10 protein-coding genes and 1 pseudogene are annotated in these 14920 nt (G+C 54.1%); 8 read left to right on the top strand and 3 right to left on the bottom strand.

The window, feature by feature from the left end; genetic code table 11:
* The first annotated feature begins 81 nt into the window (after window positions 1-81).
* Both apbC and ACWWD9_RS08620 read left to right on the top strand, forming a co-directional pair.
* On the top strand, window positions 82-1170 hold the full coding sequence (gene apbC / locus ACWWD9_RS08615; protein WP_455866786.1) for an iron-sulfur cluster carrier protein ApbC: 1089 nt from the start codon (window positions 82-84) through the stop codon (window positions 1168-1170).
* A 16-nt stretch (window positions 1171-1186) separates the two neighbouring features.
* Entirely contained in the window at window positions 1187-1924 is a 738-nt protein-coding gene (locus ACWWD9_RS08620) for a class I SAM-dependent methyltransferase (RefSeq protein WP_455866787.1), read from the top strand.
* A gap of 78 nt (window positions 1925-2002) precedes the next feature.
* On the opposite strand, the gene pgl is transcribed toward ACWWD9_RS08620, so the two are convergent.
* Entirely contained in the window at window positions 2003-2716 is a 714-nt protein-coding gene (gene pgl, locus ACWWD9_RS08625; protein ID WP_455866788.1) for a 6-phosphogluconolactonase, read from the bottom strand.
* 117 nt (window positions 2717-2833) lie between these two features.
* Here pgl and gnd point away from each other — a divergent pair, with 117 nt between their 5' ends.
* The 6 genes and pseudogenes from gnd (at window position 2834) to ACWWD9_RS08655 (ending at window position 10716) form a co-directional block, all read left to right on the top strand.
* On the top strand, window positions 2834-3745 hold the full coding sequence (gnd, locus tag ACWWD9_RS08630; protein WP_015829859.1) for a phosphogluconate dehydrogenase (NAD(+)-dependent, decarboxylating): 912 nt from the start codon (window positions 2834-2836) through the stop codon (window positions 3743-3745).
* Window positions 3746-3899: 154 nt separating this feature from the next.
* Entirely contained in the window at window positions 3900-5378 is a 1479-nt protein-coding gene (gene zwf / locus ACWWD9_RS08635) for a glucose-6-phosphate dehydrogenase (RefSeq protein ID WP_015829858.1), read from the top strand.
* A gap of 60 nt (window positions 5379-5438) precedes the next feature.
* Window positions 5439-6008: a dCTP deaminase gene (gene dcd / locus ACWWD9_RS08640; RefSeq protein WP_013441934.1), complete on the top strand. Its 570-nt coding sequence runs from the start codon at window positions 5439-5441 to the stop codon at window positions 6006-6008.
* Window positions 6009-6264: 256 nt separating this feature from the next.
* A pseudogene (gene dcd / locus ACWWD9_RS08645) lies at window positions 6265-6363 on the top strand (dCTP deaminase); the annotation flags it as partial.
* Window positions 6364-6695: 332 nt separating this feature from the next.
* Window positions 6696-7547, top strand: a complete 852-nt coding sequence (locus tag ACWWD9_RS08650; RefSeq protein WP_455866789.1) for a hypothetical protein — start codon at window positions 6696-6698, stop codon at window positions 7545-7547.
* On the top strand, window positions 7537-10716 hold the full coding sequence (locus tag ACWWD9_RS08655) for a DEAD/DEAH box helicase (protein ID WP_455866790.1): 3180 nt from the start codon (window positions 7537-7539) through the stop codon (window positions 10714-10716). Before ACWWD9_RS08650 ends, ACWWD9_RS08655 begins: the two co-directional genes overlap by 11 nt.
* A 104-nt stretch (window positions 10717-10820) precedes the next feature.
* On the opposite strand, the gene ACWWD9_RS08660 is transcribed toward ACWWD9_RS08655, so the two are convergent.
* Both ACWWD9_RS08660 and ACWWD9_RS08665 read right to left on the bottom strand, forming a co-directional pair.
* Entirely contained in the window at window positions 10821-11972 is a 1152-nt protein-coding gene (locus ACWWD9_RS08660; RefSeq protein ID WP_455866791.1) for a ribonucleotide-diphosphate reductase subunit beta, read from the bottom strand.
* A gap of 98 nt (window positions 11973-12070) precedes the next feature.
* Window positions 12071-14884 (bottom strand): ribonucleoside-diphosphate reductase subunit alpha, encoded by a 2814-nt coding sequence (locus ACWWD9_RS08665; RefSeq protein WP_455866792.1) that lies wholly within the window; start codon window positions 14882-14884, stop codon window positions 12071-12073.
* Window positions 14885-14920 lie beyond the last annotated feature (36 nt).

Below are 14920 nucleotides of genomic sequence, written 5' to 3' on the forward strand. Positions count from 1 at the left end.
CAGCCCGGCTTTCACATGCGTTAACTTGGCGCATGCGTTAAAATTTGTTCTTTCAGATGCCCACCCGCAGGAAGCTTCGCCATGGCCTTGACCGAATCCGATATCCAGAATGTCCTGAAAACCATCACCGACCCCAATACCGGCAAGGATTACATCAGCAGCAAATCGGCTCGCAATATCCAGCTCAAGGGCAATGACCTGTCACTGGACATCGTGCTGGGCTATCCGGCCAAGAGCGTGATCAGCGAGATCCAAACCCAGGTAAAAAGCGCACTGGAGCATATTCCCGGCATTGGCAGTGTCACCGTCAATGTGGGCAGCCGCATCGTGTCGCATAGCGTACAGCGCGGCGTGCAGCTGCTGCCTGGCGTCAAGAACATCATCGCCGTGGCCTCCGGCAAGGGCGGCGTAGGCAAATCCACCACCGCCGTTAATCTGGCACTCGCTCTGGCCGCCGAAGGCGCAAGCGTGGGGATACTGGATGCTGATATCTACGGCCCATCGCAACCGCAAATGCTGGGCATCAGCGGCCGCCCCGACAGTGCCGATGGCAAGAGCATAGAACCCATGCAGAGCCATGGCATACAAGCCATGTCGATAGGTTTTCTGGTGGATGTGGATACGCCCATGGTCTGGCGCGGCCCCATGGTCACGGGCGCACTGGAGCAACTGCTGCGCGATACCCGCTGGAAAGAACTCGATTATCTTGTCATCGACCTGCCGCCTGGCACTGGCGATATTCAGCTCACGCTCTCGCAAAAAGTCCCGGTTACTGGCGCCATTATCGTGACCACGCCACAGGACATCGCCCTGCTGGATGCTCGCAAGGGGCTGAAAATGTTTGAAAAAGTCGGCATCCCTATCCTCGGCATTGTAGAAAACATGAGCACGCACATTTGCTCAAACTGCGGTCACGAGGAGCATATTTTCGGCGCTGGCGGTGGCGCGGCCATGGGCAAGGATTACAACGTCGACCTGCTCGGCAGCCTGCCGCTGGATATCCGCATCCGCGAACAAGCCGACGGCGGCACACCCACCGTGGTGGCCGACCCCGACAGCAAAATCGCAGCCACTTATCGCAGCATTGCCCGCACCACCGCCATCAAGATCGCCCAGCTGGGGCTGGATCACAGCAGCAAATTCCCCAGCATCGTCATCCAGAATACCTAGCGCATCGGATCGCCTCATGGACAATACGCTCCCCTGCCCGGTTTGCAATAACCAGGCCGCTTTCTTCGATACAGCCGATTTCAATAAATCCTGCGAGGAACGCCGGGGGATAGCGCTGCAACCCACGGGCGTGATGATTCAATACTTTCGATGCCTGGGCTGCGGCTTCTGCTTTGCGCCCGAGTTTGAGCAGTGGACGCTGGAAGACTTCTCCACGCACATCTACAACGAGGATTATGTTGCGGTAGACCCGGACTATCTCAGCATACGGCCGCATGACAATGCTGACCTGCTGTCACGCAACTTCGGCAAGAACAAAGCGCGCATCCGGCATCTGGATTACGGCGGCGGCAATGGCATGATGAGCGAGCTATTGCAGGCCGAAGGCTGGAACTCGAAAAGCTACGACCCCTTCAATGACCCGGACATGCAAATCAGCTCGCTGGGCAAATTCAATTGCATTACCGCGTTTGAGGTATTCGAGCATGTGCCCGATGTCTCCGTGCTAATGCAAAACCTGAATACCTTACTGGAAGACAAGGGCGGCATTCTGTTCAGCACCCTGCTTTCGGATGGTCAGCTAGACGACGGCACACTGGGCTGGTGGTATGCCGCGCCGCGCAACGGGCATATCAGCCTGTTTTCAGCGCAAAGCCTGAAATGGCTGGGCCAGCGCTATGGGCTGCAATTACGCAGCCTCACCAACGGTACGCATCTGTTTTATCGGGATGTATTGCCTGACTGGTTAAGCTAAGAACCCAGCGATTGAAAAAATAAAGCCGGAGTGGCATATGCCCATTCCGGCTTTATTTTTTACTGGCTGCCCTGACGACTAATCCAGCGCAACCCCAAACACATACACATCCACGCCATTCGCTGGCTTGATCACGGTAGCAGGAATCGCCACCCCACTGCGCCAGTTATTCACTGCCTCCTGCTTGCCAGCGCCCGTCACCAGAAAAATCACCGCCCGTGTATGACTCAAACGACGCGCACTGATGGAAACGCGCTCTGCCGGTGGCTTGGGGGAATTGTAGACGGGGAACGCATCCACGCTGTCATCCCACGTATGCCCGGGGAACAGGCTCGCCGTGTGGCCATCTTCGCCCAGACCCAGCAGCACCAAATCAAACTCGCCCAGGCCTTGCAAGGTTTTAGCATACGCAGCGGCACCTTCCACAGGGCCACGCTCAGCGGGAATATCGTGTATCTGATTAGCAGGAATCGCCACATGGTCCAGCCATGCCTGGCGCGCCATCAGGCTGTTGCGCTCGGGGTGATCCGCAGGCAGACAGCGGTCATCGTTATGGTAGACATGCCATTTGCTCCAGTCAGCCTTGGCATGACGCAGCAACTCATACACCTGCTTGGGCGTATTGCCGCCCGCCAGCACAATGGTAAACGCACCGCGTGCAGCTATCGCTTCCTCTGCCAGCGCTAAAATCCGCTGCAGGGTGGCTTCATTAATCGCCTGTTGTGATGTAAATGTGTGCCAACGACTGATTTGTCCATTTAACACTAAACTTTGGGTGGAGTTTTTCGTCATACCTGAAACCTTTGCTATACAATAATGGCCACATACAAGAGCCCATAAAGCGCTCGTATGTAAGTAACATATCTCAACAAGAGATGATGACACATCATCCCGATCAAGGAAAATCAAATGAAAATTGCAATGCTAGGTTTGGGCAAAATGGGCGGCAACATGACACGTCGCCTTCTGAGAAGCGGTATTCAAGTAGTGGGCTTTGACTTCAGCCAGGACACCGTCAATCAGATTGCCTCAGTCAATGGCATGATCCCTTCTACTTCGGTAGAAGATGCTGTTGCAAAACTGGACGGTGAATCTCCTAAAATCGTATGGCTCATGCTGCCAAGCGGCGACCCTACCGAAAATCAGATCAAGGACCTCGTCCCCCTGCTGAACAAAGGCGACATCATCGTCGACGGCGGCAATTCAAATTACAAGCACAGTCAGCGCCGCGGTGCCTGGCTGGCTGAACAAGGCATTGGCTTCATGGACTGTGGCACTTCCGGCGGCATCTGGGGCCTGGAAAACGGCTACTGCCTGATGACCGGCGCTACCCCTGAAGTTGCCAAGGTGCTGGAGCCTGTGATGAAGGCCCTGGCCCACGAAGACCACGGCTGGGCACACGTAGGCCCAGTTGGCTCTGGCCACTTCACCAAGATGATCCACAACGGCATTGAATACGGCATGATGCAAGCCATGGCTGAAGGCCTGGACCTGCTGAAGGGCAAAGAAGAGTTCAACCTGGACCTGGCACAAATCACCGAACTGTGGCGTCATGGTTCCGTGGTCCGCAGCTGGCTCTTGGACCTGACCGCGGAATCCCTGAAGGTTGACCAGACTCTGGAAAACATCGCCCCTTACGTGGCTGACTCCGGTGAAGGCCGCTGGACCGTGGTAGAAGCGGTTGAGCAAGGCGTAGCCGCCCCGGTATTGACCGTGGCACTGCAAGCACGCTTCAGAAGCCAGGACTCCAAGGGCTATAGCTACAAACTGCTGTCCCTGATGCGTAATGCATTTGGCGGCCACGCTGTTAAAACCAAGTAATCGGGTTTAACCAGCAGAACAAAAGGGCATCCGCCACAAGCGGTGCCCTTTTCGTTTTTTTGCAGCATCCCGTTCGCAGTCGGGACAAATCCGCCTCAATCACGGTAAAATCACGCTAATTCATTAATTTGCTATCAACGGAAGCTTTGAACACATGAAACAAATCGATCCTTGTACCCTGGTTCTGTTTGGTGCCAGCGGCAATCTGTCCCGTGTCAAACTCATGCCCGGCCTTTTCCGCCTCGACGCCCTCGGCCGCCTGCCTGAAAAAATGGCAATTCTGTCCGTTGGCCGCAGCGAAGTCAGCCTCGAAGCCTGGCGTGCCGATATCAAGGGCATGCTGGATGCCAAATTCAAAAAGGGCTATGACCAGAAGGTCTTCGAACGTTTCATCGCCCGTAACTTCTACCACGCAAACCCACCGACCGACCCTAATGCCTTCGCCAAGATGAAGGACAAGCTGTCGGACGAAGCCACCTTCCCGCAGAACCTCGCGTTCTTCCTGTCGGTGCGCCCTTCTGACTTTGCGCAAGTGGTAGACCAGCTGGCCGAAGTCGGCCTCACCAATGAAGACAAATACTGGCGCCGTGTGGTGATCGAGAAGCCATTTGGCACCAACCTGCCATCCGCCAAAGAGCTGCAAGCCTCCATCAGCAAGCACCTCAAGGAAAGCCAGATCTACCGTATCGACCACTACCTCGGCAAATCCGCCCTGCAAAACATCCTGCTGCAGCGCTTTGCCAACACCGTGCTTGAGCCGATCTGGAACAGCGAATACATCGACCACGTGCAGATCACCAACACCGAAATGCTGGGCGTGGGCGACCGCACCCAGTTTTACGATGCCACCGGCGCCCTGCGCGACATGATTCAGAGCCACGTGCTGCAAACCCTGGCGCTGACCACCATGGAACAGCCAAAAGACCTGAGCCCCGACGCCGTGCGCGCCGAGAAGATCAAGGTTCTCGAAGCCATCCGCCCGATCCCGGTCAATGATATTGAGCACCACGCCTTCCGCGCCCAATACGCCGCAGGCGAAATCAACGGCGAAAAAGTCCCCGGCTATCTGGAAGAGCTGGGCGACAGCAGCAGCGTGGTCGAAACCTACGCCGCCCTCAAGCTGTTTATCGACAACCCACGCTGGAAAGGTGTGCCGTTCTACATCCGCACCGCCAAGCGCCTGCATGAAGCCGACACCCGCATCTGCATCCGCTTCAAAAAAGCCCCACTGCAAATCGGCAATGGCCAGCATCAAAACTGGCTCATCATCGGTATTCAGCCACGCGAATGCATCAAGCTCGAAATCGAATCCAAGATTCCAGGCCTGGACATCAACACCCGCACCATTGAGCTCGACGCCGCCAACCGTCAGGATGGCGACGAAACCGTAGACGCCTACGAGGCCCTGCTGCTCAACCTGATGGAAGGCGACAACTCGCAATACCTGCACATCAGCGAAGTAGAAGCCCAATGGCGCCTGGTAGACCCCGTGATCGAAGCCTGGGCCAAGGACCGCAAGCCCGTGCACCAATACCCTGCTGGCAGCCGCGACCCAGAAGCCTCCAAGGTCATCTTCGAACACGAAGACCAATTCTGGCGCTACTCCATCCAGCTGGGCGGCGACGCACACTAATCCCTATAACGGCACAAAGCGGAGCCCCGGCTCCGCTTTTTACATATTCAAGAGAACCCTATGAGCATCAAATCCGATAAATGGATACGTCGCATGGCCGAACAGCACGGCATGATCGAGCCCTTCGAGCCCCAGCTGGTCCGCGAACTCAACGGTGAAAAAATCGTCTCCTTCGGCACCTCCAGCTACGGCTACGATATCCGCTGTGCCGACGAATTCCGCGTGTTCACCAACATCAACAGCACCATCGTCGACCCCAAGAATTTCGACCCGCAATCCTTCGTCGAAGTCTCCGGCAAAGGCTACTGCGTCATCCCCCCCAACTCCTTCGCCCTCGCCCGCACCGTGGAGTACTTCCGCATCCCCCGCAGCGTACTCACCGTGTGCCTCGGCAAATCCACCTACGCCCGCTGCGGCATCATCGTCAACGTCACGCCTTTTGAGCCCGAGTGGGAAGGCTACGTGACCCTGGAATTCAGCAACACCACCCCGCTCCCCGCCAAGATTTACGCCGGCGAAGGCTGCGCCCAGGTGCTGTTCTTTGAATCCGATGAAATCTGTGAGACCTCGTATAAGGATCGTGGCGGGAAGTATCAGGGGCAAGTTGGGGTTACATTGCCTAAAATTTGATTGCTGTATATCGGCATAGCTATATCGCCTTCACACATTAAAACGGGAGTCTTTGGCTCCCGTTTTTTTATTGTTATTTGCTGCGGCGGGCTGCACCCTCACATACGCATAACCTTTAATAACGCTCCACGTTATTAAACTTTATTAAGTAAAGATTTAATAAAAACAGCTAACAAAAAGTATCATTGTTGAATGATCCGACAATATCTATCACCTGACAGGAAAAAAGACTTAGTCCGAATGGAGGCATACCCTGGTGCTGTTCTTTGAGTCTGATGAAATCTGCGAGACCTCGTATAAGGATCGTGGTGGGAAGTATCAGGGGCGGACTGGGATTACGTTTCCGAAGATTTGATACGAATTAAACATAGCTCTTTCAACCAATCTAAGTCAAAAAAACGGAAGCAATGGCTTCCATTTTTTTGTTTTGCACTCAGCCATATGTCCTGAGACAATTTTAGTAAATCACTGTTAAGAACCAAGCAAAAAACCTTGGCTTGAGGACTTTTCTTTTTGCAACGCAAAAGCAACGATGATTAAAAGAAACGCCTATATCTAAGTGCAAAATTGATGCTGTTTGGTGACGATATAGTAGTATCTAACAAAACACTTACAATTTTCAGCTTTCGGCCTTAACCAGTCAGGGCCACTTATGAAGTATTAGGGGGTTAAGAGAATGTATATGCAATGGTCTATGGCCTTGATGCCATATCGCTCTGTTGGGAGGCGGTGGTGGTAGACCATTTAGCAGCACTAACCAAGACGGAAACCGCCCTAACAACTTCAGACGGACACCCAATTGATGTTTGGGAGTTGAATGTTGCGGAAGACGCAGAATTCCTGAGCAGTTGGGCTGCTCACTTCCGACAATGCTATTGTTTGGACTCCGAAATCGATGCATTTCGTGCTGGAACGGGGCTATCCCGTGCTGAATATCTGATTCAAATGATCTTCCCTGATAAGAGCGCCGCGCCAGGGCCGTCCATTCGCTCGGGGGATTTCGCTGAGCTTCTTGTTTGTGATTATGTTGAACATCTGCTCGGATACTGGGTGCCTCGAGGGAAATACGCCGAAAAAGCGAGTCGTGACGAATCTATCAAAGGTGTGGACATTCTAGGATTCAAGTTTGTTACTAATGCCCCGTCTCCTAGAGACACTCTTTTAGCTTTTGAGGTCAAGGCCCAACTGACAAACACAGCATACGCAGGTCGGCTACAAACAGCTGTCGATGATTCATCAAAAGATCACTTGCGTCGCGCAACTACGCTAAATGCTACCAAGCAGCGATTAAGACGGTCGGGGCAAGGCGACGATGTATTAAAGGTACAGCGCTTTCAAAACCTATCCGACAACCCGTATATTTACCGCTCTGGTGCAGCTGCACTCCTTTCAGATTCGGCTTACGACGAAGACTCTATCCAATTGACTTCAGTAGCGAATCATCAGAATTCGTCAAACCTAGAGTTGATTGTCATTCGTGGGACTGGACTAATGGCGCTTGCGCACGCCCTTTATGAAAGGGCAGCAAATGAGGCCTGATCGCAATAGTCGCCGTCTGTTCGGCATTACGCGCTCTAAAGGAAAAATGTATGAGTTAGGACTTCCCGAGAATTTCCATATAGCAATTCCTCCAAACACAGAACCTAATGAGTTGCTATCCCTGACGCTAGGAACGTTGGGGGATGTAGCTGCATCCGTGAACCAGCTAGAAAATCTGAATGAATCTCTACCGGAATTTACGATGGAGGAGCTTAACTTCTCCGCCAGCTTTTTCGATGCACTCCTTCAGGCGAAGTTTGCCGAGAACATTTCCGAAGAGATTCTACTCTTGGCAGCCTCTGCGTATTACCTAGCCTTTCGACCAGGCAGTAGCCACGTTCTGGCTAAAGAGCTCGATGAACCTGATGGGAAGTTGTTCCCAATTGATCGACTTTTGAGATGGGTTCTTAACTCTGACTGGCGGGGATATCCCGCCGATGTCCATCCAGTGTTCGAAGGCCATCTTTCGGAAGCTGCACGTTTATTGGCGACACACTTCCACGATGGATCGGGGCAAACAGAGCTTCTGGCTCAACTAAACGAACTCAGAAGACGCGCCTATGATCTGGGAACTGCCTGGGAGCTTCTTCTCATCGATTTAATCGGGGCAATCATCCGCAGAAAACTAGTTGCCTCTTCATGGCTAACTCTTCCTCGATTCACAGGTGTAGAAATAGACCAATGGGCATCAGCCATTAGGAAAGCTCATTTCCCAAAAGAGCTATGGCCGTCGCAAATACTTCTCGGAGAGGCGGGACTCTATTCCGGTTCCTCAGGCGTTATTCAAATGCCAACAAGCGCTGGGAAAACAAGATCAGTAGAGATAATTCTTCGAAGTGGTTTTTTATCAGGACGAGCAAAGCTCGCGGTTGTAGTAGCACCATTCAGAGCGCTGTGTCATGAGATAGGGACGTCACTTCGATCGGCATTCCGAGATGATGGAGTGAAAGTTAATGAGCTTTCTGATGCGTTGCAAATGGACTTTCTCGACGAACTATCTGAGCTCTTTAGGACGGCATTTGGCGGTGACGGCTTAGGAATTAACCTTCCTCAGTCTCAGTACATCCTGGTCCTGACTCCTGAGAAGTTGCTGTTCATACTTCGACAAAGTCATTCGTTGGCAAATGATATCGGAATCGTAATTTATAACGAAGGCCACCAATTCGACTCTGGTGGCAGAGGGATCACATATGAGCTTCTGCTCACTGAAATCAAAACACTCCTTCCAGAAAATGCTCAGACAATTCTGATATCAGCTGTTATCCAGAATGCTGCTGCTATCGGTACATGGCTAATAGGTGATAGCTGTAAGGTAGTCAATGGCAGCGGGTTACTGCCTACGACGAGATCAGTTGCTTATGCCAGCTGGATGGAGCGTATGGGACAGCTAATGTTTTTTGAGTCAGAAACATATACCCAGCCTGACTATTTTGTACCTCGCGTGATCGAGGCTCAAGAGCTAACCAAATTCAAGCGTGAGCGAAAAACGAGGCGATTTCCGTCCAAGGACAGCTCCGGGGATGTTGCACTGTATGTAGGCATTCGATTGGTGTCGCAAGGTGCTGTAGCAATATTTTGCGGACGGAAGGCTACCGCCAGTTCTCTGGCTGTGAGGGCAGTAGAAATATATCAAAGGGACTTTAATCTTCCGTCTCCTGCTCTATCGTCGAACGACGATGAGATTGGGCGCATGAGCAATCTCATCGCAACGCATTTTGGCAACGATTCTGATTTGGCCAAGGCGGCCTTACTCGGAATATTTGTGCATCACGGCACAACCCCTCATGGCATACGTCTGTCAATTGAATATGGGATGCAGCAAGGTCTCATCAATTTCGTAATTTGCACTTCGACGCTTGCTCAAGGTGTAAATTTACCAATTCGCTATTTAGTCGTCACGGGAGTCCAGCAGGGAACCGAGCGAATAAAGGTACGTGACTTCCAGAATTTAATTGGGCGTGCTGGCCGGTCCGGTATGCATACTGAAGGGCTGGTGATCTTTTCTGATCCGGGCATCTACGATCAGAAAAACAATAGAACAGAGCGTTGGAAGTTTAATTCGTCGGTTGAGTTGTTGTCGCCAAGTAGATCTGAAGACACGACCAGCTCGCTACTAGATATTTTAGCCCCGCTACAAAGCACAGATGGGGCGACTCTCCCCCTCACCCCACGGGATCTTTGCAATTTGATTCTGTCAGATGAAGCACAGTGGCTAGGCTGGGCCGAGCAGATCGTCGCAATTAATCCACAATATCAATTCAGGGCTCAGGGATTAGTCGCAGAGCTACGCTACCGGCGGCAGCTCATGTTTGCTCTAGAGAGTTACCTAATGGCGAACCGTGGCAATACTCTTTTTGAAGAGTTCAAGTCGTCTTCGGAGCAGTTGGCGATGTCGACGCTTGCATACTACTTGGCGCCCGAAGATCTTAAGCCTGCAGTTATTACACTATTTGCCACTGTCACAGAGCATATTCAGCGAGAGGCGCCAGTTCCAGAAGCGCAAGCATTTTATTCGAGAACACTGCTTGGTGTTAATGGGGCAAAAACTGTTGAAAGTTGGGTTAATGAAAATCGTGACGAGCTCTTTGCTCTAAACACCAGTGCAGCTTGGCTTCATAAAATCTGGCCTTTATTGGCTCAACAATCTGACGACAAATTCTTTCACAGTGTTGAACCGGATCAGTTGCCGATTCAGCTAGCCTCAAGTTGGCTATTGGGGCAGACGTACTCGGAGATTATTTCTCAGGCAATGAATGTCGAAGGCACAAGAGCTTGGGGAGATAACCGTAGAAGACTAACTGGAATCGATATTGTGGAATTCTGTGAAAGCATTCTTGGATTCCAATGCTCTTTGATTGTGGCCGCGGTTTCACAATTCCTTTTTGGAGAAAATTTTGTAAAGGATTTAAGGGCCGGGCCACTATTGCTTTTCCAAAAATCTTTGAAGTACGGCCTGCCTGACCAGTTATCAATATCAGCTTACGAACTTGGTTTTGCAGATCGTGTAGTTGCTCAGACCCTAGCCGCAGTTGTAAGGAACAACGGCTTTACTGAACCTCACTTTGCCCCGGCCCTTAACGCCCAAACAGATCAAATCAGGCTAACTCTTCAGCAATTTCCCAGTTACTACGAGTCCGTACTCGAAAGTCTAGTGAATCGTGATGAGTGAACCGACTGCCCTATCCTGACCTCTTTAGGATAGTCAAATGTATGTTTCTGGGAATTCCATATCCAGGAAAAGTAAATTTATAACTCCATTATCACTAGTACGCCCTAATCCCAACTCAACGCCCCACCCGTCTGATACTCCGTCACTCTGGTCTCAAAGAAGTTTTTCTCTTTCTTCAAATCCATCATTTCGCTCATCCAGGGGAAGGGATTGCTGGCGCCGGGGTATAGGGCGTCGATGCCGATTTGCTGCATGCGGCGGTTGGCGATAAAGCGGAGGTATTCCTTGAACATGGCGGCGTTGAGGCCGAGCACGCCGCGGGGCATGGTGTCTTCGGCGTAGCGGTATTCCAGCTCCACGGCTTGTTGCATCAGGCGTTTGATTTCTTCGCGGAATTCGGGGGTCCACAGGTGCGGGTTTTCGAGCTTGAGGGTGTTGATGAGGTCGATGCCGAAATTGCAGTGCATGGATTCATCGCGCAGGATGTATTGGTATTGCTCGGCGGCGCCTTGCATTTTGTTCTGGCGGCCGAGGGCGAGTATCTGCACAAAGCCAACGTAGAAAAACAGGCCTTCCATAATGCAAGCGAAGACGATGAGCGAGCGCAGCAGCTGCTGGTCGGCTTGTGTGGTGCCGGTTTTGAATTCGGGGTCGGTCAGGGTGTTGATGAAGGGGATGAGGAAGTCGTCTTTATCGCGGATGCTGGAGACTTCTTGATAGGCGTTGAAGATTTCGCTTTCGTCCAGGCCCAGGCTTTCGACGATGTATTGGTAGGCGTGGGTGTGGATGGCTTCTTCAAAGGCCTGGCGCAGCAGGTATTGGCGGCACTCGGGCGCGGTGATGTGGCGATAGGTGCCGAGCACGATGTTGTTGGCGGCCAATGAATCGGCGGTGGTGAAAAAGCCGAGGTTGCGCTTCACGATCAGGCGTTCGTCTTCGGTGAGCGCGCTGCTGTCTTTCCACTGGGCAATGTCGCGGCTCATGGAGATTTCTTGCGGCATCCAGTGGTTGGCACAGCCTGCCAGGTATTTGTCCCACGCCCAGTGGTATTTGAATGGCACGAGCTGGTTAACGTCGGTTTGGCCGTTGATCACGCGCTTGTCTACCGCTTGCACGCGGCCCGTGGCGCTGGGCTGGTTGGCGGCGGTGTGGGCATTAGCGATGGCGGCGGCAGATGGCATGGCGGGTGCTGCACTTGGGGTAGCGGTTTTCGCGGCAGCAGGGGCAATCAGGATATCTTCTTCAAAATTCAGCATGGTGTTTCCTTAAAATTCAGCGGTGAAGCTGCGACCCACCTTTAGGGCAAGGCACATCATGTGCAGCCAGCGTAGGTGGATCGCAGACGATCAGAGGGTTATTGGCAGGCTTCGCAGTCCGGGTCGTCGATCAGGCATTGCTTGGGCTCAGGCTCGGCGCTGGGGCTAGCCGCCGCTACGGGCAAGCCGGACGACACCGCATTGAGCTCCCCGCCCTGCCCGGTCGATTTCTCGGCCGAGGTCGCACCCAGCGAGCGCAGGTAATACGTGGTTTTAAGGCCACGCAGCCAGGCCAGCAGATAGACGTCATTGAGCTTTTTGCCGGAGGGCGCGGCGAAGTAGAGGTTGAGCGATTGCGCCTGGTCTATCCACTTCTGGCGGCGGGCAGCGGCCTCGACCAGCCACACGGGGTCCACCTCAAAGGCCGTGGCATACAGCTGCTTGAGGTCCGCCGGCACGCGCTCGATGGCGGCCAACGAGCCATCGTAATACTTGATGTCGGCAATCATCACCTCATCCCACAGGCCACGCGCTTTCAGGTCTTGCACCAGTTGCTCGTTCACCACGGTGAATTCACCGGAGAGGTTGGATTTCACATACAGGTTCTGGTATTCCGGCTCTATGCTGGCGGAAACGCCGACGATATTGGAGATGGTCGCCGTGGGCGCAATCGCCACGCAGTTGGAGTTGCGCATGCCCACGCGCTGTATGCGCTGGCGCAGGCTATCCCAATCCAGGGTGCTTGAGCGGTCCACTTCCACCTGGCCGCCACGCGCTTCTGACAGCAGATTGAGCGTATCCAGCGGCAATATGCCTTGATCCCACAGGCTGCCACGGAAGGAGGAATACGCGCCGCGCTCTTCCGCCAGATAGCTGGAGGCGAGGTAGGCGTTGTAGCACACGGCTTCCATGGCGCGGTCGGCAAACTCCACCGCGGCGGATGAGGCATACGGCACGCGCATGGCATGCAAGGCATCCTGAAAGCCCATGATGCCCAGGCCCACCGGGCGGTGACGGTAATTGGAATTGCGCGCCTTGCCCACGGCGTAGAAGTTGATGTCGACCACGTTATCCAGCATGCGCATCGCCACGCGGATAGTCGCAGCCAGCTTGGCCTGGTCCAGCACGTAGCTGTCGCCTTCGGGCTTCAGGTGCGCCATCAGGTTCACCGAGCCCAGGTTGCACACGGCGATTTCCGTTTCGGAGGTGTTCAGCGTGATCTCGGTGCAGAGGTTGGAGCTATGCACCACCCCCACGTGCTGCTGCGGCGAGCGGATATTGCACGGGTCTTTGAAGGTGATCCAGGGATGCCCGGTTTCAAACAGCATGGAGAGCATCTTGCGCCACAGCTGCACGGCGGGCACGCGCTTGAAGAGCTTGATCTCGCCATGGTCGGCGCGGCGCTCGTAGTTGGTATAGGCCGTCTCGAAAGCCTTGCCATACAGATCATGCAGATCCGGCACATCGGATGGTGAGAACAGCGTCCAGTCCGCATTGGCCTGCACGCGCTGCATAAAGAGGTCAGGAATCCAGTTGGCGGTGTTCATGTCGTGCGTGCGGCGGCGGTCGTCGCCGGTGTTCTTGCGCAGGTCCAGAAACTCCTCCAGGTCCAGATGCCAGCTTTCCAGATAGCCACACACCGCGCCCTTGCGCTTGCCGCCCTGATTCACCGCCACGGCGGTATCGTTGACGACTTTCAGGAAAGGAATCACGCCCTGGCTTTTGCCATTGGTGCCCTTGATGCGCGAGCCCAGCGCCCGCACTGGCGTCCAGTCGTTGCCCAGGCCACCGGCAAATTTTTGCAGCAGCGCGTTTTCCTTGATCGCCTGGTAAATGCCATCCAGATCATCGCTCACGGTGGTGAGGTAGCACGACGACAGCTGCGAATGGCGCGTGCCGCTGTTAAACAAGGTTGGGGTGGAGCTCATGAAATCAAAGCTGGACAGCACATGGTAAAACTCGATGGCGCGGCTTTCGCGGTCAATCTCGTTGATCGCCAGGCCCATGGCCACGCGCATGAAAAACACCTGCGGCAGCTCAATGCGGCGCTCTTCAATATGCAAAAAGTAGCGGTCATACAGCGTCTGCAAACCCAGGTAGCCAAACTGCAGATCGCGGTCGGCCACCAGTACGCTGGCAAGACGGCTGAGATCAAACTGCGCCAGGCGTTCATCCAGCAATTCGGCGGCAATGCCGGTCTTGATGTATTGCGGAAAATATTCGGCATAGCGCTGCGCCATGGCGGTATGGCTCACGGCTTCGCCCAGCACCTCGGCACGCACCAGGTCCAGCTGCAAACGGGCGGTGACGTAGTTATAGGCAGGCTCGCGCTCGATCAGGCTGCGTGCGGAGAGAATCAGCGCGCGGCGCACTTCGTCAAACGGCATGCCGTCGTACAGGTCACGCATGGCCTGCTCCACAATCACGGTGGGCTGCACGGCATCACCCAGATTCACGCAGGCCTCGGTCACCATGCTGAGCAGCAACTGCTGATCCAGCGGCACGCGCTTGCCATCCTGCAGCACATGCAGTGTGGGCGCAGGCGCTTGCTGGGCGGCGCGCTCGGCGGCGCGCTTCTCGCGGTACAGCACATAGGCGCGTGCCACGTCATGCTCGCCGGAGCGCATCAGCGCCAGCTCTACCTGATCCTGTATGTCTTCAATGTGGATGGAGCCACCGGCTGGCTTGCGGCGCACCAGGGCAGCCACCACGGTATCGGTCAGCGCCTGCACCTCGGTGCGCATATGGCTGGAAATAGTCGAGTGCTCGCCCGCCACCGCCAAAAATGCCTTGGTCAGCGCAATGGAAATCTTGTCGGCGGCAAACGGCACGGCCGCGCCATCACGGCGTATGACTTGCAAACTGGGGAGTGCAGCATTTAAAACCGGCTGCGCGGTATTGATATCATCCATCTACTTGGCTCCTATCAGGAGCGGGAGTCGGCAACC

This window comes from Methylovorus sp. SPW-M1, from assembly GCF_053848825.1.